21 protein-coding genes, 1 tRNA gene and 2 pseudogenes are annotated in these 20,610 nt (G+C 62.0%); 17 read left to right on the top strand and 7 right to left on the bottom strand.

The features are described 5' to 3' along the window. Positions 1-107: 107 nt before the first annotated feature. From WS49_RS10290 to WS49_RS10280, 3 genes are all read left to right on the top strand, one after another. On the top strand, positions 108-293 hold the full coding sequence (locus tag WS49_RS10290; RefSeq protein ID WP_059527452.1) for a hypothetical protein: 186 nt from the start codon (positions 108-110) through the stop codon (positions 291-293). A gap of 150 nt (positions 294-443) precedes the next feature. After that, the gene (gene otsA / locus WS49_RS10285) at positions 444-1,865 is read left to right on the top strand and encodes an alpha,alpha-trehalose-phosphate synthase (UDP-forming) (protein WP_059527449.1); all 1,422 of its coding nucleotides are present in this window, start codon (positions 444-446) and stop codon (positions 1,863-1,865) included. Further along, positions 1,858-2,436 carry an AAA family ATPase gene (locus WS49_RS10280; protein ID WP_059527446.1) on the top strand — a complete coding sequence of 193 codons (579 nt, stop codon included), beginning with the start codon at positions 1,858-1,860 and terminating at the stop codon, positions 2,434-2,436. The genes otsA and WS49_RS10280 overlap by 8 nt, the downstream gene beginning before the upstream one ends. Positions 2,437-2,461: 25 nt before the next feature. Here WS49_RS10280 and WS49_RS10275 read toward each other — a convergent pair whose 3' ends face one another. Together WS49_RS10275 and WS49_RS10270 are read right to left on the bottom strand one after the other, a co-directional pair. Next, entirely contained in the window at positions 2,462-3,829 is a 1,368-nt protein-coding gene (locus WS49_RS10275) for an MFS transporter (RefSeq protein WP_059527443.1), read from the bottom strand. A gap of 186 nt (positions 3,830-4,015) precedes the next feature. Beyond that, complete coding sequence (locus WS49_RS10270) at positions 4,016-4,396, bottom strand: DUF5594 family protein (RefSeq protein ID WP_059527440.1); 381 nt, start codon at positions 4,394-4,396, stop codon at positions 4,016-4,018. Between the two features lie 156 nt (positions 4,397-4,552). Here WS49_RS10270 and WS49_RS10265 point away from each other — a divergent pair, with 156 nt between their 5' ends. Then, positions 4,553-4,915: a hypothetical protein gene (locus tag WS49_RS10265; RefSeq protein ID WP_059528291.1), complete on the top strand. Its 363-nt coding sequence runs from the start codon at positions 4,553-4,555 to the stop codon at positions 4,913-4,915. A 183-nt stretch (positions 4,916-5,098) separates the two neighbouring features. Here the strand turns inward: WS49_RS10265 and WS49_RS10260 are convergent, their stop codons facing one another. Further along, the gene (locus WS49_RS10260; protein WP_059527437.1) at positions 5,099-5,476 is read right to left on the bottom strand and encodes a hypothetical protein; all 378 of its coding nucleotides are present in this window, start codon (positions 5,474-5,476) and stop codon (positions 5,099-5,101) included. Positions 5,477-5,619: 143 nt separating this feature from the next. On the opposite strand from WS49_RS10260, the gene eco reads away from it, so the two are divergent. Then, positions 5,620-6,123: a serine protease inhibitor ecotin gene (gene eco, locus WS49_RS10255; protein WP_059527434.1), complete on the top strand. Its 504-nt coding sequence runs from the start codon at positions 5,620-5,622 to the stop codon at positions 6,121-6,123. 84 nt (positions 6,124-6,207) lie between these two features. On the opposite strand, the gene WS49_RS10250 is transcribed toward eco, so the two are convergent. After that, the gene (locus WS49_RS10250; protein ID WP_373557190.1) at positions 6,208-6,435 is read right to left on the bottom strand and encodes a hypothetical protein; all 228 of its coding nucleotides are present in this window, start codon (positions 6,433-6,435) and stop codon (positions 6,208-6,210) included. A gap of 440 nt (positions 6,436-6,875) precedes the next feature. Here WS49_RS10250 and WS49_RS10245 point away from each other — a divergent pair, with 440 nt between their 5' ends. The 11 genes and pseudogenes from WS49_RS10245 to WS49_RS10195 all read left to right on the top strand — a co-directional run. Further along, positions 6,876-8,138, top strand: a complete 1,263-nt coding sequence (locus tag WS49_RS10245; RefSeq protein ID WP_373557191.1) for a right-handed parallel beta-helix repeat-containing protein — start codon at positions 6,876-6,878, stop codon at positions 8,136-8,138. Positions 8,139-8,815: 677 nt separating this feature from the next. Then, on the top strand, positions 8,816-9,589 hold the full coding sequence (gene rfbF / locus WS49_RS10240) for a glucose-1-phosphate cytidylyltransferase (RefSeq protein WP_059527428.1): 774 nt from the start codon (positions 8,816-8,818) through the stop codon (positions 9,587-9,589). After that, positions 9,571-10,656, top strand: coding sequence for a CDP-glucose 4,6-dehydratase (gene rfbG / locus WS49_RS10235; protein WP_257127717.1), 1,086 nt, complete (start codon positions 9,571-9,573; stop codon positions 10,654-10,656). The genes rfbF and rfbG overlap by 19 nt, the downstream gene beginning before the upstream one ends. A gap of 15 nt (positions 10,657-10,671) precedes the next feature. Beyond that, positions 10,672-11,985, top strand: a complete 1,314-nt coding sequence (gene rfbH, locus WS49_RS10230; RefSeq protein WP_059527425.1) for a lipopolysaccharide biosynthesis protein RfbH — start codon at positions 10,672-10,674, stop codon at positions 11,983-11,985. A gap of 12 nt (positions 11,986-11,997) precedes the next feature. Continuing rightward, positions 11,998-13,053 carry an NAD-dependent epimerase/dehydratase family protein gene (locus tag WS49_RS10225; RefSeq protein WP_059527423.1) on the top strand — a complete coding sequence of 352 codons (1,056 nt, stop codon included), beginning with the start codon at positions 11,998-12,000 and terminating at the stop codon, positions 13,051-13,053. Then, a complete protein-coding gene (locus tag WS49_RS10220) occupies positions 13,050-13,856 on the top strand; it encodes a transketolase (protein WP_059527420.1) in 807 nt (268 codons plus the stop codon). The genes WS49_RS10225 and WS49_RS10220 overlap by 4 nt, the downstream gene beginning before the upstream one ends. Further along, entirely contained in the window at positions 13,853-14,770 is a 918-nt protein-coding gene (locus WS49_RS10215) for a transketolase family protein (protein ID WP_059527417.1), read from the top strand. Before WS49_RS10220 ends, WS49_RS10215 begins: the two co-directional genes overlap by 4 nt. Next, positions 14,757-15,158 (top strand): GtrA family protein, encoded by a 402-nt coding sequence (locus WS49_RS10210; RefSeq protein ID WP_059527414.1) that lies wholly within the window; start codon positions 14,757-14,759, stop codon positions 15,156-15,158. The genes WS49_RS10215 and WS49_RS10210 overlap by 14 nt, the downstream gene beginning before the upstream one ends. Further along, positions 15,155-16,126, top strand: coding sequence for a glycosyltransferase family 2 protein (locus tag WS49_RS10205; protein ID WP_059527408.1), 972 nt, complete (start codon positions 15,155-15,157; stop codon positions 16,124-16,126). Before WS49_RS10210 ends, WS49_RS10205 begins: the two co-directional genes overlap by 4 nt. 33 nt (positions 16,127-16,159) lie before the next feature. Beyond that, positions 16,160-18,484 (top strand): DUF7024 domain-containing protein, encoded by a 2,325-nt coding sequence (locus tag WS49_RS10200; protein WP_059527405.1) that lies wholly within the window; start codon positions 16,160-16,162, stop codon positions 18,482-18,484. A gap of 81 nt (positions 18,485-18,565) precedes the next feature. Next, positions 18,566-18,944 (top strand): annotated as a pseudogene (locus tag WS49_RS10195) (transposase); the annotation flags it as partial. Between the two features lie 149 nt (positions 18,945-19,093). Here WS49_RS10195 and WS49_RS10190 read toward each other — a convergent pair. From WS49_RS10190 to WS49_RS10180, 3 genes and pseudogenes are all read right to left on the bottom strand, one after another. Further along, positions 19,094-19,261: pseudogene (locus tag WS49_RS10190) on the bottom strand (Arm DNA-binding domain-containing protein); the annotation flags it as partial. A 164-nt stretch (positions 19,262-19,425) separates the two neighbouring features. Continuing rightward, positions 19,426-19,500, bottom strand: a tRNA-Arg gene (locus WS49_RS10185). Between the two features lie 147 nt (positions 19,501-19,647). After that, the gene (locus tag WS49_RS10180) at positions 19,648-19,830 is read right to left on the bottom strand and encodes a rubredoxin (protein ID WP_006478164.1); all 183 of its coding nucleotides are present in this window, start codon (positions 19,828-19,830) and stop codon (positions 19,648-19,650) included. 197 nt (positions 19,831-20,027) lie between these two features. Here WS49_RS10180 and WS49_RS10175 point away from each other — a divergent pair, with 197 nt between their 5' ends. Next, a complete protein-coding gene (locus WS49_RS10175; RefSeq protein WP_059528288.1) occupies positions 20,028-20,432 on the top strand; it encodes a DUF4399 domain-containing protein in 405 nt (134 codons plus the stop codon). The last annotated feature ends 178 nt before the right edge of the window (positions 20,433-20,610 follow it).

Genomic DNA, 20,610 nt, shown 5'->3' with positions numbered 1-20,610 from the left:
ATTGAAGGCAATTGTTACCGTGGCATGCGAGCAAGGCACCTAGACTGTTTTGTTATGGAATGTTTCTACGACGGCCCCGAGCCGCGTTGCATATGAGACACCCAGCCATGCGCCGTTCGAAACGGTTTTCTCCCCGGCCGCCCGATGCGGGTGCCGAGCGCCCGCGTCCGCAGACCGACGCGCCGGCCGGCGCGCCCGACGAGACGCCGTCCGACGGCGATCACAACCAGGGCGGCGCACGCCCGGAAGGGCTCGACTATCAACGCGACCTCGGCCAGGAGCAGGACGCCTGATGCCGTCGCCGTTGCATTCCGCCGCCGCATTTCATTGCGCTCTTTGTTGCATCGCTCACATCTGAATCGCCGCGCGACCGCCTTCGGGCCGTCGCGTCTGCCTTGGCGCGCGCCGCGCGTCATCCAATCGAATCGAGGAGGGGAAGCCGCATGAGCAGATTGATCGTGGTATCGAACCGTGTCGCCGCCGGCGAGGACACGCGCCCGAGCGCAGGCGGCCTCGCGGTCGGCGTGATGGACGCGCTGAAGGAAACCGGCGGCGTCTGGTTCGGCTGGAACGGCGAGATCGTCGGTACGCCCGACGCCGCACCCGCGATCCAGCGGGACGGCAACGTCACGTATGCGACGCTCGGGCTGACCCGGCGCGATTACGATCAGTACTACCGCGGCTTCTCGAACGCGACGCTGTGGCCGGTGTTCCACTACCGCGGCGATCTCGCGCGCTTCGACCGGCAGGAGTATGCCGGCTATTTGCGCGTGAACGCGATGCTCGCGAAGCAACTCGCCGCGCTGCTGCGGCCCGACGACCTGATCTGGGTGCACGACTATCACCTGCTGCCGTTCGCGCATTGCCTGCGCGAACTCGGCGTGAAGAACCCGATCGGCTTCTTCCTGCACATCCCGTTTCCGTCGCCCGACATGCTGCGCGTCGTGCCGCCGAACGAGGAGCTCGTGAAGTTCATGTGCGCATACGACATCGCGGGTTTCCAGACCGATGCCGACAAGCAGGCGTTCACCGACTACATCGAGCGGCGCGGCATCGGCGCGGCGAGCGACGACGGGATGCTGCATGCGCACGGCCGCGTCGTGAAGGTCGCCGCCTATCCGATCGGCGTGCATCCGGATGCGATCGCCGAGGCGGCCGTCCAGTACGGCTCGCGCAAGCCGGTGAAGATGCTGCGCGATGCGCTCGCCGGCCGCAAGCTCGTGATGAGCGTCGACCGGCTCGACTATTCGAAGGGGCTCGTCGAACGCTTCCAGTCGTTCGAGCGGATGCTCGCCAACGCGCCGGGCTGGCAGGGGCGCGTGTCGCTCGTGCAGATCGCGCCGCCGACGCGGTCCGACGTGCAGACCTACCAGCGCATTCGCGAAACGCTCGAAGGCGAGGCCGGCCGCATCAACGGCCGCTTCTCGCAGCTCGACTGGACGCCGATCCAGTACCTGAACCGCAAGTACGAGCGCAATCTGCTGATGGCCTTCTTCCGGATGTCGCAGGTCGGCTACGTGACGCCGTTGCGCGACGGGATGAATCTCGTCGCGAAGGAATACGTCGCGTCGCAGGATCCGGCCGATCCGGGCGTGCTCGTGCTGTCGGAGTTCGCGGGCGCGGCGGCCGAGCTGACCGGCGCGCTGCTCGTCAATCCTTACGACCTGTCGCAGATGGCCGACGCGCTCGAGCGCGCGCTGTCGATGCCGCTCGCCGAGCGGCAGGCGCGTCACGAAGAGAACCTCGCGCGCCTGCGCGAGAACAATCTGTCGGTCTGGCGCGATACGTTCGTCGCCGACCTGCGCAGCGTCGCGGCGGCCGCGTCGGTCACGCAGCGCGCGGGCCGGCGAGCCGTGCATGTCTGAGCGCATGGAGGAGGGCGGCGCGGAGGCGGCGTCCGCCCGCTTCTTCGTCGTCACGGGCGGCCCCGGCTCCGGCAAGAGCACGCTGCTCGATGCGCTCGAGCGCTGCGGTTTCGCGCGCTCGCACGAGGCCGGGCGAGGTGTGATCCGCGACCAGATGGCGATCGACGGTCCGGCGCTGCCCTGGCGCGACCGGGCCGCGTTTGCCGAGCAGATGCTGAACTGGGAGATGCGTTCGTATCATCTCGCACGAGGCGCGCGCGGGCCCGTGTTCTTCGACCGCGGCGTGCCGGACGTGATCGGCTACTTGCGTCTGACGGGCCTCGCGGTGCCCGCGCATGCGGAGGCTGCGGCGCGGCGCTTCCGTTATCACCGGCGCGTGTTCATCGCGCCGCCGTGGCCCGACATCTACACGCGGGACACCGAGCGCCGGCAGGATTTCGCCGAGGCAGTGCGCACCTACGACGCGATGGTCGACTGCTATACGGCCTACGGGTATCGGCTGATCGAGCTGCCGTGCGTGAGCGTGAAGGCGCGTGTGCGCTTCGTGATGGACGCGCTCGACGCCGCGTGACCGGCGGGCGCCGCGCGCGGCGGCGTCAGGTCGTCGCGTCGGGGCGCGGCGACGCGATGCGCAGCATGCTGACCACCGCGGCGAGCGCCGCGAACACCGTGGCGACATAGAGCGCGATCGTCGGCCCGCGGTCGGGCGCCAGCCCGAAAATCAGTGCGACGAGCGCGGCCCCGAGCGTCTGGCCCGTCAGGCGTGCCGTGCTCAGCATCCCGCCCGCGCCGCCGCTGCGCTCGCGCGGCGCCGACGACAACATCGCGCGATTGTTCGGCGACTGGAACAACCCGAAACCTGCGCCGCACAGCGCCATCCGCCACACGATGTCGACGGTGCCCGGATGCGCGCCGATCGTCGCGAGCGACAGCAGCCCGGCCGCGAACAGCGCGAGCCCGATTCCGCCGAGGATGCCGGCCGAGTAGCGATCCGACAGCACGCCGGCAAGCGGCGCGGCGAATACGATCACGAGCGGCCACGGCGTCATGTAGAGGCCGGTTTCGACCTGCGAGAACCCGAGCGAATGCTGCAGCCAGAACGGCAGCGCGACGAACGCGAGCATCTGCGACGTGAACGACGCAACCGACGTGCAGATCGACAGCGCGAACATCGGGATGCGCATCAGATCGACCGGCAGCAGCGGCGCCGGCTGCGACAGCTGCCGCTTCACGAAGAAGTAGCCGACGGCGAACGCGATCGCCAGTTCGCCTGCGACGTACGCGTGGCTTTCGCCGTGACCGAGCCCGTCGACGGCCATGATGAGCAGGCCGAACACGCATGCGTTCATCAGCGCGCTCGGGAAGTCGTACGGCGCGTCGTGCAGCGGGTTGGCCGGCAGCGCCCGGAGGCTGCCGAACACCGCGGCGATGCCGATCGGCACGTTGACCGCGAACAGCCAGGGCCACGACGCGAACGACAGGATCGCCGATGCGACCGTCGGGCCGATCGCCGACGACAGCGCGACCACCATCGCGTTGATCGACAGCCCGCGCCCGAGCATCGACGACGGGTAGATCATCCGCACGAGCGCGGCGTTCACGCTCATGATGCCGGCTGCACCGAACCCCTGTATCACGCGCATCACGGCGAGCACGGGCAGCGAGCCGGCGAGCGCGCAGCCGAGCGACGCCGCGGTGAAGAGCGCAAGCCCGGCGATGTAGATGCGGCGATAGCCGACGCGTTCGCCGAGCGACGCGAGCGGCAGCAGCGTGATCGTGACCGCGAGCTGGTACGCGTTGACGATCCAGATCGACCCGGCATCGGACGCGTGCAGGTCGCGCGCGATCGTCGGCAGCGCGACGTTCGCGATGGCGCCGTCGAGCACGGCGAGCGTGATGCCCAGTGCGACGCAGACGATTGCCCAGTAGCGTTGCGGAAGCGGCAGGCCGGTATCGGCGTTCATGACGGGAGCGAAGGCGTGATTGTCCGCGTGCCCGGATGCCGGTTGCGTGCGCAACCATGCTCGCGGGTGGCGGCGGCGGTGAACGGTCCGGTCAGCCTGGCGGCGCCGGAGCGGGACCGGTCGAGTGTATCACCGGACCGTTTCGCGCGACGCCGCCAGCGTCCGGCCGGCGGCCGGGGCGTGCGCTCAGCCTTCGAAGTCGAGACCGCCGAGCCGCACGAGCGGGTCGGCCTGCGTGCGCGACGCGAGATCGATGTCGCGCGCGCCCTGCCATGCGCTCAGTTTCCTCGGCAGCGCGCTCAGGTAGTGCTCGAATCGCGCGGGCCCGTCGGGTGCCATCAGTCGTTCGATCTCGTCGGTGTCCCAGGTCAGCTCGAGGTTCAGCGGATGCGCGAAGCCGCTCACGTGTTCGTGCGGCGCGCTGCGGATCTGCACGCGCGTCGGTTGCCCGTGCCCGCCGTATGGGACGACGCCGGTCAGCACGTGATCGGCGAAGTAGGCGGCGATCGCCTGCGCAATGCGCGGCGCGAATTCGGTATCGAAACGGCGGGCGGTTTCGGGCTGCATGAAGGCGTCTCCTGTGTGCCGAAAATCGTAGCACGGCGGTGCCGCATTTCGGTGTGCGTGATACGCGTAATGGCGCGTTACCACTTGCTGCATCTGTTACGGCCGTGCGCAGCCACAATGCATCACATCGAATACCACTTCGCGTGGGAGTCCATCATGAAAAGAATTGCCGCAGTATGTGTCCTCGCCGGTTCGCTCGCCGTGGCGGGCCCGGCGTCCGCGCATGGCCGCGACGGGGGCGCCATCATCGGCGCACTGATCGGCGGCGCGGTGCTCGGCGCGATCGTGACGTCGGCGATGAATCCGCCCGTCGCGTACCAGGCACCGATGTATCAGGCACCGGCCTATCAGCCGCCGACGTACTACCAGGCACCGGCTTACCAGCAGCCGGCTTATCCGGCCTATCAGCAGGCGCAGTACCAGGACGACGGCCCGGACTACTGCTACGACCGCTATCAGCGCCCGTACGTGTGCGGCGCGCCGGTGTCGGGCGGCTATGCGCGGCCGGCCGGGTGGTAAGCGGGCGCGCGTCTGACGAGTGGGCAGGCTCGGCGCTGCATCGCCGGCGTTGCCGGACTCCCGGCAGGGCGGACGACAAAAGGCCCTCGCAGTGATGCGAGGGCCTTCGTGTTTTGGCGGTCGTCTATCGGTTCGTTTCGGTCTCGTGTGAACCGTGTGCGGATACAAACGGTTGCAATTGCGTCAGTGGCGATGGCCGCCGCCGTTGCCTTGGCCGTTCCCGCCGCCGTCATTCCAGTCGGCGCGGCGTCCGTCGCCGCGGCCCCAGCCGCCATGACGGGCGCGCTCGCCGCGGTCGCGGTCCCAGCCGCCGCGGTCACGATTCCAGCCGTCGCGTCCGCGATCCCAGCCGCGGCGGTCGCGGTCCCAGTCGCGCCCGCCGCCACCGCCCCAGATGTTGACCGTGCCGTACACGGGCGACGGTGCGTAGGCCGGGCCGTACGCATAGCCCGGATCGGAATAGTAGGTCGGTCCGTAGCCGTATCCGTATCCGGCGTCCGGCCCGACGACGCACCCGGCCAGCAGCGTGGCGACGCCGGCGGCGGCAATGAGCTTCAGCATGATGATCTCCGTTGGTTCCCCTATAAGTACCGCGCGCGGGGATTGCCGGCTGTTTGCAATTGTGTCGTCAAATTACAGCCTCGTAAGGTCGTGCGACGAAAGTGTTAGCATCGGGGCCTATTTTGTTTATCAGGAGCACATCGATGAAATTCGCGATCCGGGCCGTCCTGGCCGCCTTTTGCGTGACGACCGCTGCCGCCGCCTGCGCGGCCGGGCCCGCATCGGCGCCCGCCGTGTCGGCAGAATCGATCAAGATGTTCCCGCAGCCGGCGGCTGGCCAGCAGCGCGCGGTGATCGCGTTGCCTGCGCTCGAGAACGAAGGCGACGCGCGCGTCGAGCTGATGATCGGCAAGACGCTGCAGACCGACTGCAACCAGCAATGGTTCGGCGGCGAGCTGACCGCCGAGGACGTGAAGGGCTGGGGCTATACGTATTACCGGCTGACCGACGTGAAGGGGCCGGCATCGACGCTGATGGCCTGCCCCGGCCAGGCGCCGCAGCAGCGCTTCGTGCAGGTGCGCGGTGACGGTCAGCTGCTGCGCTACAACAGCCGCCTGCCGCTCGTCGTATACGTACCGGACGGTTTTGACGTGCGCTACCGCGTGTGGCATGCGTCGAAGGACGTGCAGCACGCCGTCACGCAGTAACGCACCGACCGGCGCGGTCATGCGGGGGCGCTTGCCGCTGCATGACCGCGCGGTCTTGCGGGTTTCTCTCCGGAGCCCGTTACGCTATCCGCCGCTCGCGTCCGCGAGCGCCGGCCATGCGGCCAGCGCGGTTTGCGCGGCCACCTCCAGATCGCGACGGCTCGCGCCGGAGCGCGTCTGAATCGACATCCCTTGTTGCAGCGTCGCGTAGAAGCGCCCGATCGCATCGAGGTTCGCGTGCGCGGCGAGCTCGCCGGTTACCACATCGTCGCCAAGGCGCGCGCGTAACGCGGCGACCGTCTGCTCGCGCATCGCGATCAGCGTGTGCCGGTCGCGCTTGCGACATCGGCGGCATTAGCCGTGCAGATCAGCGCCGAAAACATGGCCAGGGCCGTGAGTGTTCGAATCATGGTCGAGGTCCGTGTGCAGATGAAGGTTCGGGATTCTACGTAATCTCCGATACATGTCGATCGCGCTCGGTCAGGGTGCGATCGCGTGTCGCATGTCGTCGTGATGACGCAGCGATGAATGAAAGAGGATAACGAAATATTTCACAGGTGAAATGTGGAATTCATTTACAAAGTGATCAAGCGTACTTACGATGACGCCAATTTGGGCTAGCGGAACTTCGTATGCGTACAGTCGATCGGGCGACGTTTGCCGCGCTCTGCCTTTGTCTTGCCGCATGTGGCGGCGGTGACGACAACGCTGCCGCAGGCACGCAGACCGTTGCGGGCACATCGACATCGTCCATCGCACCTGCCGGTCCTGCATCCGGTGCATCGGCTTCATCAACGAATTCCGGCAGCCCTGTGTCGACCGCCGGGGCGACCGGTACGGCGTCCGGTGCGACGCGTCAGCCTTCCAATGGCACCGCACCCGTTCCCGTTGCCGATGTGACGGTTTTCCCGGCCGCCGACGGCAGCGACCAGGCCGACGCGTTGCAGAAGGCATTCGACAGCCTGCGCGCCGGCCAACGCCTGGTCATCGCACCGGGACGCTACGTCGTCGGGCATTCGCTTGCCGTGACGGCGCCCCAGGCGGTGATTTCCGGATACGGCGCGACGCTGGCCGCCACGAATCCGGCCGACCAGACGATCGTGATGCGCGGTGCCGGTTCGACGCTCGTCGGCGTGACGCTGGCCGGCACCGGCACGACGCGCCTCACGACGCCCGAGTCGACGAAAGTCGAGGTGACGGGCTCGGACGTCCAGGTGCTCGGCGTGACGATCCAGGGTGGAGCGAGCGCCGGGATCTTCGTGTTCGGCGGCAACGGTATCGCGATCGTGGGCAATACCGTGCGGGCGACGCTGGCCGACGGCATCCATACGACTTACGGTTCGGCCAACGTGCTGGTGCAGAACAATACGGTGGCCGGCACCGGCGACGATCTGATCGCCGTGGTCAGCTATCTCGGCGACGGCCGCCTGAGCAACAACGTGCTGATCGACCATAACGCGGTGTCGGGCAACGCGTGGGGGCGCGGCATCACCGTCGTCGGCGGGCAGGCGGTAACGATCTCGAACAATACGGTCGACGGCGTCGAGAAGGCGGCGGGGATTCTGGTCGCGCAGGAAGACAGCTGGAAAACCTACGGGTCTTCGAACGTCGTCATCAAGGGCAATACCGTGACCAACATCCAGAACGCGAACGTGAACAACGGGCTGCAGCCGACGCAGCAGGCCGCGATCGAGCTAGATACGTGGTCGGGAACCGTGTCGGATGTCACGGTGGCGGACAACCGCGTGTCGGGCTCCGGCTATGCGGGTTTTCGGGCGTACGGGAACGTCTGTTCGTTCAGTGTGACGGGCAACACGTTCTCGTCGATTGCCGGCTTGCCGGTCTGGTTGTTGACGAATGGTTGCGCGGCGAACCAGATCGTCGTCGATGCGAATCGGCTCGGGGACGGCAGTCTGCTGGTGCTGCCGGCCGGGGCGTCGCCGACGGGGACGTTTGCCGTGACGGGCGTGAATGCGAGTCTGATGCCGCAGGTCAGGACGGGGTTGATCCAGTGAGCGGCGACCATTGCGGGGCGGTGCATGCGGGTGGTGGGCGTTATGGGGACAATTCCCGCGAGGTCAGAACCGGCGGCGCTCGCCGGGCGGCGAATGTTCGGGAATAGTTTGACCGCCGACAGGATTCATGCGTCAGGAATGAAGCGGGGCAACACGAATCGCGCGTATGGAAATGGCGTCAGACCAGGGAGTCTGCAGTTGCCTGCATGCCTGATACGGGTTGCGACTACTTTCGCTCCGAGCGGGAATCTGTTGTAATTTCACGTTTAGATACATGGTTGTCGCGTGGGCTTCCGATCCATCGACGAGATGCGTCGGCTCGGCAAAGTGCGTTCATCCCTCGAGATGTCTCCCATCAGCCGCCCTTGATGGCGTCCGAGACAACTGATGTTCCACCCGCAGCGCGACAATCCTGACATCTGAAAGCCGTATCTTTTGCATTTTCGTACAACCCTTGCACCCTCGACGTGTCCGGCAAGGTTGCTAACCAGTGCATCCGGCTCAAATATTTTGGTTGTCAGACGAAGTGAAACAGTTCCTCCAAATTGTCCCATCGCGACATCAACATGCGAGTCGCGATGACTATCCGGCTCGTCACGCTGGTTGAGTAGGGCATCCGCTGTTATCTCCTTCCAGGGCAGGGCGGCTAGCCGCTCGACGTTCAACACAGGATTCTGATGAAAGCAGTCATTCTTGCGGGTGGGCTGGGAACGCGCATTTCGGAGGATACGGTCAACCGCCCGAAGCCGATGATCGAAATTGGCGGGAAACCGATCCTCTGGCACATCATGAAGATTTATTCCGCTTACGGTGTGAACGACTTCGTGATCTGCTGCGGCTACAAAGGCTACATGATCAAGGAGTATTTCGCGAATTACTTCCTGCATATGTCCGATGTCACTTTTGATATGCGGACCAATGAAATGCAGGTGCATCAGCAATATTCGGAACCCTGGAAAGTCACGCTGGTTGATACGGGCGAATCGACCATGACGGGGGGGCGTCTTCGTCGCGTGAAGAATTTCGTCAAGGACGAGGCAGCGTTCTGTTTCACGTATGGTGACGGCCTGAGTGACGTCAACATCACCCGACTCGTCGAGTATCACCAGAAGAGCAACGCACTCGCCACCCTTGTGGCCGCGTTTCCGCCTGGGCGCTTTGGCGCGCTGGATATTCACGACAACAAGGTCACGTCGTTCAAGGAAAAGCCGAAGGGTGACGGCGGCATGATCAATGGCGGTTTCTTCGTGCTGTCGCCGAAAGTGATCGATCTGATCCCCGGCGATGCGTGCGTCTGGGAACAGGAGCCGCTCGAGCAACTTGCCGAGCAGGGCAACCTCGCAGCCTACGAGCACGAAGGATTTTGGCAGCCGATGGATACGTTGAGGGACAAGTTGCTCCTCGAAAAACTTTGGCAGACCAATGAGGCGCCATGGAAGGTATGGTCATGATTGCCCCATCGTTCTGGTCCGGAAAACGTGTCTTTCTGACAGGTCATACGGGCTTCAAGGGAAGCTGGTTGACGCTGTGGCTCCATTCGCTCGGGGCAGAGGTCACGGGTTATGCGCTCGCGCCCGACACCACGCCGAACCTGTTTTCCCTTGCACGAGTGGACGAGGGTATCGAGTCAGTCATTAGCGATATTCGCGATCGCGGACAGTTGCTCAACGCACTGCGCCGTGCTGAGCCCGAGGTCGTGATCCACATGGCAGCACAATCGCTCGTTCGCGCGTCATATGCGAGCCCGGTGGAAACATACGAAACCAACGTAATGGGCACCGTGCACGTGCTGGACGCAATCCGCCAAGTACACAGTGTCCGATCGGTCGTGGTCGTTACGACCGACAAATGCTACGAAAACCGCGAATGGGAATGGGGTTACCGCGAGAATGAAGCAATGGGCGGCTACGACCCATATAGCAGTAGCAAAGGGTGCGCAGAACTCGTTACCGCCGCGTATCGCAATTCGTTTTTCAACGAAGCCGCCTACGATACACATCGCGTGGCAATTGCGAGCGCACGTGCCGGTAATGTGATCGGAGGTGGCGACTGGGCATCGGACCGTCTCATTCCGGACATCGTCAAGGCGATCGGCGCCGGCGAAATCGTCAGCATCCGCAACCCTCACGCGATTCGCCCCTGGCAGCACGTGCTGGAGCCGCTTGGCGGCTATCTGCTGCTTGCCGAGAGACTGTACGTCGAAGGGATACGTTACGCCGGAGCATGGAATTTCGGGCCAGATGATACCGATGCACAATCAGTGCAGGCGATTGTCGAGCGCATGACTTCCCGGTGGGGTGACAACGCACGCTGGCAGCTGGATGGAGGCGATCATCCGCACGAGGCTACCTACCTCAAGCTCGACTGTTCAAAAGCACGTGCCCGTCTCGGATGGCGGCCCCGTTGGGACCTCGACTTAACCCTGGACAAGATCGTCGATTGGTACAAGGCGGCGCGCGAGTGCGAGGACGTAAGGACACTGACGCTTGCCCAGATCGCCGACTATACCCGGTCATAGCTATTTATCATCGCAATGAACACAGATCAAATCCGCACGCAAATCATCGAGCTCGTCAAACAGTATGGCGAGCTCGCGACTCGACGCCCTGCCTTCGAGCCTGGCCAGACGGCGGTGCCTCCGTCAGGCAAGGTGATTGGCGCACGGGAAATGGAACTCATGGTCGAGGCATCCCTCGATGGTTGGCTGACGACGGGACGATTCAACGAAGCGTTCGAAAAAAGGCTCGCGGCGTATCTCGGCGTCGAGTACCTGATCACCGTGAACTCCGGCTCGTCGGCGAATCTAGTGGCATTCTCGACCTTGACCTCGCCGAAACTTGGTGACCGCGCCATTCGTCCGGGTGACGAAGTCATCGGCGTCGCGGCAGGGTTTCCGACGACGGTCAACCCGATTCTTCAATTCGGTGCGGTTCCTGTATTCGTAGACGTCGAATTGGGGACGTACAACATCGATGCGACGAAGATCGAGGCGGCCATCTCGCCCAAAACCAAGGCGATCATGCTCGCCCATACGCTTGGCAACCCGTATAACCTCGAGGCAATCACCGCGTTGTGCAGGAAGTACAACCTGTGGCTGATTGAAGACTGCTGCGACGCGCTCGGCGCAACTTACAATGGCCAACTGGTCGGCACCTTCGGCGATATCGGCACGCTCAGTTTCTACCCGGCCCATCACATCACGATGGGCGAGGGTGGCGCGGTGTTCACCAACAATCCGGAATTGAAACTCATCGCCGAATCCTTCCGTGACTGGGGCCGCGACTGCTATTGCGCGCCCGGTAAGGACAATACGTGCGGCAAGCGCTTTTGCTGGAAGCTCGGCACGCTCCCGGAAGGCTATGATCACAAGTACACGTATTCCCACCTTGGCTATAACCTGAAGATCACCGACATGCAGGCGGCGTGCGCACTCGCGCAAATGGACCGGCTGGATGGATTCGTTCAGGCGCGCCGCGAGAATTTTGCGTATCTGCACGAGCGTTTGCAGACTTGTACGGAGCATCTGCTCCTGCCGCACGCGACACCGAACGCTGATCCGTCGTGGTTCGGCTTTCCCATCACGCTGAAGCCCGAGGCAGAGTTCTCGCGCGTCGACTTGCTGACTTACCTCGACCAGAACAAGATCGGCACCCGCTTGCTGTTTGCCGGCAACCTCACGCGTCAGCCTTATATGATTGGTCAGGAATATCGCGTGAGCGGCGCTTTGACGAATACCGACATCGTGATGAACCAGACTTTCTGGGTCGGCGTCTACCCGGGGCTGAGCCACGAAATGCTTGACTTTATCGTCGAGAAAATTGAGACGTTTGTCGGCGTCAATTTCTAGGCGTTGTCATCGATGCGGAAGCCGTACCCACGAGAAGATCTCGAACTGATCGTTCAGCATACGGCGAATGTCTGGGCGGATTTCCGTGGAGCGCGACTATTCATCACGGGTGGCACGGGTTTCATCGGATCGTGGTTGCTGGAAGCAGTCCAGCACGCCAATCGGACACTCGGTAGCGGGATCGAGGTTGTCGTACTGAGTCGCAATCCCGAAAAGGCGCGCACGTTCGCGCCGCATCTTTATGCAGCTCCTGACCTGGCATTGTACGAAGGTGATGTCATCGATTTCGAAACGACGACGGGCACGATGGGTGCGATCGACCTTTGCATCCATGCAGCGACCGACGTCGCGGACATCACGAAGGCTGGCGATGGTTTGCGGGTGTTCGATGCGAATGTGACCGGTACACGTCGGGTGCTGGATTTCGCGTGCTCGAATGGTGCGACACATTTTTTGCTGACGTCGAGCGGCGCCATATACGGGCGTCAGCCCTCGACGCTGGAGCGGACGCCTGAGAGCTATTGTGGCGCGCCTGATACGCTCGACACAAAAGCGGCGTACGGGCACGGAAAGAGGTCGGCTGAATGGCTCGCATCGACCTACGGCGAGCAGCATGACATCGATGTTTCCATTGCGCGAATCTACGCGCTCGTCGGGCCGGGTATCCCGATGGACGGTCCATTTGCCGCCGGCAACTTCATCCGCGATGCGCTGGCGGGGCAGCGCATCGTCATCAAGGGCGACGGGCGGCCCCTACGCAGCTATCTGTACATCGCCGATGCCTGTGTCTGGCTTCTGCGCATGCTGCACGGAGGCGTGACGGGGCGCGCCTATAACGTAGGCTCGGAGCGCGCAGTGTCGATTCTCGAACTCGCTCGCATGGTGGAGACGCTATGCAGGGCACGCGAGGCCGCCGTGCCGGACATGGCGCCTGCGTCCGGTCCGGCGCCGCGCTATATACCTTCGACCTCTCTAGCGCGTCATTCGCTTGGCGTGGCGGAGTATACGACTCTGGAGTCGGCTCTTGCCAAGACGATCAACTGGAACCGAAACACGGTCATCGCATGAAGACATTTGAATCGTCCCGGCTTCGCAAGACCATTCTCGATATGGCGTTCGCAGGATCGACCGTCCATATCGGTTGTGCATTTTCCATCGTTGAGCTGCTGGCGGTGCTGTACCGCAAACACCTGCGCTACGAGCCAAGCGATCCGCGTTCTCCCGGTCGCGACTATATGGTCCTGAGCAAAGGCCACGGTGTGATGGCTCAGTATGCCTGTCTGAATGAAATAGGCTGGCTCGCCGACGATGAAATCGCCCATTACTTTGGCAATGGCACGCGCCTCAAGGGACTCGCCGACGCGCACGTGCCCGGTATCGAAGCTACGGCAGGGTCGCTCGGACATGGCCTTTCCGTCGGAGTCGGTCTTGCGTTGGCTGCGAAGCGAAACGACACCGATCAGAAGTGCTATGCGCTCGTTGGAGACGGCGAACTGAATGAAGGCTCAATCTGGGAGGCGGCGCTCTTTGCGGCCCAGTTCAAGCTGGACAACCTAATCGTCATCGTCGACGCAAATGGATTCCAGGCCATGGGCACGACAGACGAAGTGATCGGACTCGGCGACATCCAGGCCAAGTTCGAGGCATTTGGTTTCGATGCCGTCTCTGTCGATGGTCACGACGAAACCGTAATCGATCAAGCGTATCGGACACTGAAGACCCGAAAAGACGGGCGCCCGAAAGCGATGGTGGCTCGCACGATCAAAGGCAAGGGCGTCTCGTTCATGGAGCATGAAAATATCTGGCACTACACGCGACTCACGGCGCAAACCTATGACCTCGCGATTGCCGAGCTGGGAGAGAAGCGATGAGGGATGCATTTTCTGATGCGATTGTCGGCGCGGCGCGGCAAGATCCCAAGGTTCTTCTGCTGACGGGCGATCACGGCTACGCGCTCTTCGATGCATTTCGCAAAGCATGCCCCGATCAATACATCAATTGCGGCATCGCAGAGCAGAACATGGTGGGCGTAGCCGCAGGTCTTGCCAAGGGCGGATTCAAACCGATCGTCTACGGACTCGCCGCATTTGTGCCGATTCGCGTTCTGGAGCAGATCAAGATCGATGTCTGCTATGAAGGTCTGCCGGTGACTTTCATCGGCGATGGCGCGGGAGTGGTCTACGCGCAACTGGGTACGAGCCACCAAAGTACGGAAGACATTGCTGCGCTTCGCGCGATCCCGCAGCTGTCGATATATTCTCCTGCTGACCGGTTCGAGCTGACTGCATGCATGCAGGACATCTCGGACAGACAGGCGCCTGCCTATCTGCGGATGGGCAAGGCGGATCTTGGCGATGTGCATTCCGTTCCGATCGACTCGTGGCGCGCTGGCAACGCTGTCCCACTGACGAACGAAGCGCACCCGAGCCTTTTCATTGCGACAGGTTCGGGTGTGCGGCTGGCTCAAAAGGTCGCGGCTGCTGTTGGTGGCGCGGACATCGTCTCCGTACCCTGCATCAAACCCTTTCCTGTCGAGTCGATTCACCGGCTTGCAGCGGGCAGGCAAGCGATCGTGACGTTTGAAGAGCATTCGATTTACGGTGGATTGGGTGGCGCCGTCGCGGAAGCGCTGATGGGAAGTTTCGTCGGGACGTTCGTGCGTATAGGCATTCAAGACAGATTCAGTACGTTCTGCGGCAACTATCCCTATTTGATGGAAAGTCATGGTCTTTCCCCGGATGCCGTCAAGGTGCAAATAAAGAAGGCACTCGATGCAAGCGTCTAATTTCGACCGCGAGCCTTTGACAAAGACGTTTGTCCAGCTATTGCGTTTTCTGGTTGTCGGAGGGCTGAACACACTGGTTGGCTACTCGTTGTTTGCGGTTCTGACTTACGCGGGTCTCGCTTATCCCGTCGCTATCGGGCTCGCCACCGTTGGCGGTGTGCTCTTCAACTTCCAGAGCGTCGGACGGCTTGTATTCGACGGTGCACCGAGGTCGCGCTTCTGGCGATTCGTCGGTGTCTACTGTGTGATCTACCTGTTGAATCTCGGCGGAGTGCGGTTGCTGCTCGGTCTTGACGCAAACATCTATATTGCGAATGCTCTGACGTTGCTTCCGCTCAGCGTCATTGCGTTTATCCTGAATCGCCGTTTTGTCTTCAACCTGTCATGAAGCATATAACCGTTGTCACGCCTTGTTTCAATGAAGAGGAAAACGTCCGGGCTGTCTACGAAGAGACACGTCGCGTGTTCTCGACGATTCCGGAGGTGACCTACGACCATCTCTTCATCGACAACGCATCGACGGATTCGACGGTCAGCATCCTGCGAACGATCGCTGCGGATGATCCGGCGGTTGGCGTGATCGTTAACGCACGGAACTTCGGACACATCCGATCACCGATGCATGGTCTTTTGCAGGCCAAGGGCGATGCTGTCATTCTGCTGGTCGCCGACCTGCAGGACCCGCCCGAACTGATGCGCGAGTTCGTGAAGAACTGGCTCGCTGGCGCACCCGTCGTGGTCGGCGTAAAGCCTGAATCGAAAGAGTCAGCGCTCTTCTTCGCGCTGCGCAGGATGTACTATCGTCTGGTCACGCAGATCGCCAACGTCACGCTGATCCAGAACTTTACGGGGTTCGGGCTTTACGACCGCAAGGTCATCGAGATCCTGCGACAGATCGATGATCCATACCCTTACTTCCGCGGCCTCGTGTGCGAGATCGGGTTCGAGATCAAACAGATTCCATACGTCCAGCCGCGCCGCAAACGGGGGATATCGAAGAACAACTTCTACACGCTCTACGATATCGCAATGCTGGGTATTACCTCGCATTCGAAGGTACCGTTGCGGCTTGCCACGATCGCCGGGTTTGTCCTTTCCGGCCTGAGCCTTTTCGTCTCGTTCATGTATTTCGTCTTGAAGCTCGTGTTCTGGAGCAGCTTCTCGATGGGCAGCGCTCCGATGCTGATCGGTCTATTTTTCTTTGCGTCGGTGCAGTTGTTCTTTATTGGCCTGCTTGGCGAGTATGTGGGCGCGATTCTTACCTATGCGCAAAAGAGACCGTTGGTGGTCGAGCGCGAACGGATCAATTCGGGTGGGACCGCCATTGAGGCTCAAGCGGTCTCGAGGCCGAATTGATCGACAGTCCAGATGATCTCCTGAGCAAACGGCATGAACGATCGACCTCCCGGCAGAATCTCCCACATGCAATCGTCAGAAAATCGGTTGGCTTCCGAGTGGACTTTTTCAGGCACGCTGATGATGGTGTGTCTGGTCGTGGGCTGGCAGCTATCGGGTGCAGCCTATCTCGGTCTTCATCTCCCGCTCATCTATGGAAGCGATGGCATTTTCACTCTCTCGTTGATACAGCGTGCGGTGAGGAGTCACTGGTTCTTCAGCACTGAACTATTGGGCGCGCCGTTCGGCGCTAGTCTGTATGACTATCCGATTCCGGACTCGGGCAGTATGCTCGTGCTCAAGGTTCTTGGCCGGACTTTCGGTAATCCCGCTACCGCGCTCGACCTCTACTATTTGATTGGATTTCCACTCAATGCGGTCGCGGCATACTGGGTGCTCCGGAAGCTTCGGATCTCGAAGGTGCTGAGTTTCGCGGGAGGATTCATCTTCACGCTGCTTCCGTTCCATTTTCTTCGACTCCACCATCTCTTTTATACTTGGTACTTCGCCGCACCGATGTTCGTCTGGTTCGCCAAGCGGATCTGGGATGGTGAAATGTCTTTCAGTTTCGAGCGACGCGCCGTGAAGAGAACGCTGCTCGATGCGTTGATCCTGCTCGTGCTTTCATGTTTCGGCGTGTATTACGCGTTCTTTGGCGTTCTTTGCCTGCTTACGGCCGGCATCGTGCGATCGGTTCAACAAAAGGCGATTAAGGCGATCTGGCCTGCCATCGTGGCCGTGACGATCGTATCGTTCGGCATTGTGGCCAACGTCAGTCCGAACCTGATCTATCGGATGCAGCACGGCGTTAATCAGGAGGCGGCGTGGCGCTCGCCCGGCGAAGCGGAACTATACGGTCTCAAGATCGATCAGCTTCTGCTGCCGCGGCCGGATCATCGTTATAAGCCGTTTGCAAAGCTTACGGCGGACTACTCGACGACCTTTCCGCTCGTCAACGAAAATGCCTTTGCATCGCTTGGCATCATCGGCAGCGTTGGCTTGCTGAGCCTCGTGATTTTTGTGGTCGTGCCGACGCAGCGGCGCATTCCTGAAGAGCCCCTGCAACTCCTTGCAAGTCTCACGATCGTGCTGGTGTTGTTCTGCACGATCGGTGGATTTTCCGGCATATTCAGCCTGCTCGTCAGCCCGATGATTCGAGCCTGGAATCGGGTCAGTGTATTTGTTGCCTTTATGTCAATTGCTGCGGTATTGCTGTTGATCCAGCGATATCTGTGCGCCGGCGAACGCGCTTCTCTCCGGATCGCGACGTTCACTTTGGCGTTGTGTGCATTTGCGCTATGGGATCAGACAACGTCGCCCTCTCTGACTCGTCTTGAAAAAAACAAGGTTGAATTCAATAGCGACGCGAGTTTCGCGCGTGCGATCGAACAGCAGGTTCCGGCCGGAAGTGCGATCTATCAATTGCCATACGTCGGGTTTCCCGAAGGACCCACGCTCAACCGCCTCGAGCCATACGATCTGGCACGCCCCTTTTTGCATACCAGTGCGCTCAGGTGGAGCTTCGGCGGTATGAAGGGTCGCGACGGCGATCTGTTCTTTCGCTACCTCGCGCTCGAACCCGTCGCACGGCAGATAGAAGTGATCAGGCGAATCGGCTTCAACGGTATCTATATCGACCGGCGCGGTTATGCTGACAACGGCGCTGCCATCGAAGCCGAGCTTACTCGGAACCTCGGTGTTGCGCCGACTGTCAGCCGGACCGGCGACCAGGTCTTCTTTGCTCTTGCAAGCCGGTCGGCTGGAACGACCAACGTGGATCTTTCCGGAATGACGGCACATCAGATCATGGAGCGGGCTGGCTATGTGGTCGACAAATTGGGGCCGCGGAACAACAACTCACTCAGCGAAGGCATTGACCTTACCCAAACAAGTTTTCCGAGGTTCCTCGAGAACGTTCGCGGTTTATCGATGCGAGAAGACTGGGGGCGTTGGTCGGATGCCAGTGTGTTCCCCGGTGTGGAGTTGACCTTCGTTCAGCCGCTTCCAGCACGATTCACGCTGCACGTGCGCATGCAGGGATACGGGCCGAACATTGGGAAACCTTCAAGCATCGTGATTGGTCAACAGACCGAAACCGTGATTCCAGGTGCCGAGATTCGCGAATTCGCGTTGCGCTTTGACAATCCCACTGCAGCACGCGCAATCTGGATCCAACCGGCTTTGCCGCGCTCTCCGCAGCAAAGCGGTACGGGTAACGATGGCCGGCTGCTTGGCGTCGGCATACAGAAGATCTGGATAACGACCGGGGACGCCCCGGCGCTGGAAAGCGAATCGCGACGATACCCCGCAGGTGCGTGATTTCGGGGCTGGAGGTGACTCGGCCCACAGCAAACAGGGCGAGTCGGGATCTAGCAAAGTTCGTTTTCCGGGAAGACGAACATGAAGAAGCGCTTTGCGGACGAGCAAATCATCGGTTGTCTGAAGGCGGCCGGGGCCGGTATGCCGGTCAAGGAGCTGTGCAGGAGCACTGGGTTCAGTGACGCATCGTTCCACCCTTGGCGCGCGAAGTTCGGCGGCATGGGGTATCTGAAGCTCGCCGACTCAAGGACCTGGACAGCGAGAACACGCGGCTCAAGAATCTGCTGCCTGGAGCGATGGTCGACATGAAAGCGCTCAAGGTGGTCGTGAAGGGAAAGCGCTGAGCCCCCAAGCCAAATGCGAAGCGGTGATGGCGATTCGGGAGAAGGTCGATATCTCCGAACGCGGCGCCTGCCGGCTTGTCGGGTTTTCCCGCGGTGTGTTGCATTGCGACGCGAAGCCGGGGCCACGAGAACGAGGTACTAGCAGCGCGTCTGGTGGAACTGACGCACGAACGTCGTCGGTTCGGCTAGGGATGACTGCCGCTCCAGCCATGATGCGGATCGAGGTGTTCCCTCATGCCTGCATCATCCGTCTGCGCTCCGGCAGATAGACGCCGAGGGCGAGCGTCTTCTGCTTGCCAAGGAAGCGGTAGGACAAACGCCAGTACTTCGCGCCGTTCGGTTGGACGAGCAAGAATATCCCGTTGCCGTCCGTCAGTTTGTATGGTGCCGCGCTGGCCCTCGCGTTCCGCACCTGTATGTCAGTGAGAGGCATTGTTGGTATCCGTGTTGTTGGTATCCGCTGATACCAACAAAAATACCCAACCCTTTCTCTGGCTGTCACTGAGCAGCCTTGGGTAACGATGGGAGCTAGAAGGCCGCCAGACGGGCCTGAGCGGGCGATTTCTTGTGAATCTTGGGGATGGTTGGGAGCTTGGCTGGTCCCCCCGACAGGAATCGAACCTGTATCTAGCGCTTAGGAGGCGCTTGTTCTATCCATTGAACTACGGGGAGAGCCATGTCCGCAGTTTCACGCACAGAAGACGCGAACGGGACGGCGATGTGGACAGCGCGCAGAGTATAGCAAACGCGCGGCGCATCGGCGGACGGAATGCGTGCCGATGCGCGCCGCGCGCGCTCGATCGTGTCCGGAAGCCCGAATCAGAAATCGACGACGACGAAATCTTCCTTGCCCACGTCGCACAGCGGGCAGCGCCAGTCGGCGGGAATGTCGGCGAAACGGGTGCCGGCGGGGATGCCCTCGTCGGGCAAGCCTTCCGCTTCGTTGTAGACCCACCCGCAAATCAGGCAGACCCAGCTCTGGTATTCGGTTACTTCGCTCATGTGGTGCTCGGAATGATGAAAATCTGTGATGCCGTCCGCGGTGTGGCCGGCGGACGAAAGGCGCAATGGTACCGGAATTTCGCCGAACGCCTCTGCAACGTCGTTTTAAACGTGCGCATCGCGAACAACGGACGTCATCGCGCGGGCCGCGCACGCAGTGTATGCTTCGTGAGCCTTTCAATCTGAAGGAGGAAACGATGCTCAACAAGAAGTGGATCGCGGGTGCGGTATGTGTCGCGGCGCTGGCCGTGTCGACGCTCGCGCGCGCCGAGGCGCGCGTGTTCTTCGTCGAGCCGAAGGACGGCGCGACGGTGTCGAGCCCCGTGCACGTGAAGTTCGGCCTCGAAGGCATGGGGCTCAAGCCGGCCGGCGACATGACGCCGGATACGGGCCACCATCACCTGCTGATCGACGGCAAGCCGGTGCCGAAGGGCGACGTGATCCCCGCGACGGACCATTCGCTGCACTTCGGCAAGGGCCAGACCGAAACCGACGTGACGCTGCCGCCCGGCCAGCACACGCTGACGCTGCAGCTCGGCGACGGCGCGCACCGCTCGTACGGTCCCGAACTGAGCTCGACGATCTCGGTCAACGTGAAGTAATCGCACCGCCCGCATGCGCGCACCCGGCCGGGAAGCTGCGGCCGGATGCCCGCCGCGGGAGCTGCGCAACATCGCCGCGTCGCATGCCGGCCCCGTCCGCCGGGCGCGCCGTCATGCCGCCGCGGCACGAAATGAACCGCGCACCGGCCTAGTCCGTCCGGCCATCCCGGCGCAGGCG

The sequence above is a fragment of the Burkholderia sp. RF7-non_BP4 genome, from assembly GCF_001521935.1.
Taxonomy (GTDB): domain Bacteria; phylum Pseudomonadota; class Gammaproteobacteria; order Burkholderiales; family Burkholderiaceae; genus Burkholderia; species Burkholderia diffusa.
This window is presented reverse-complemented; position numbering and strand designations above follow the sequence as displayed.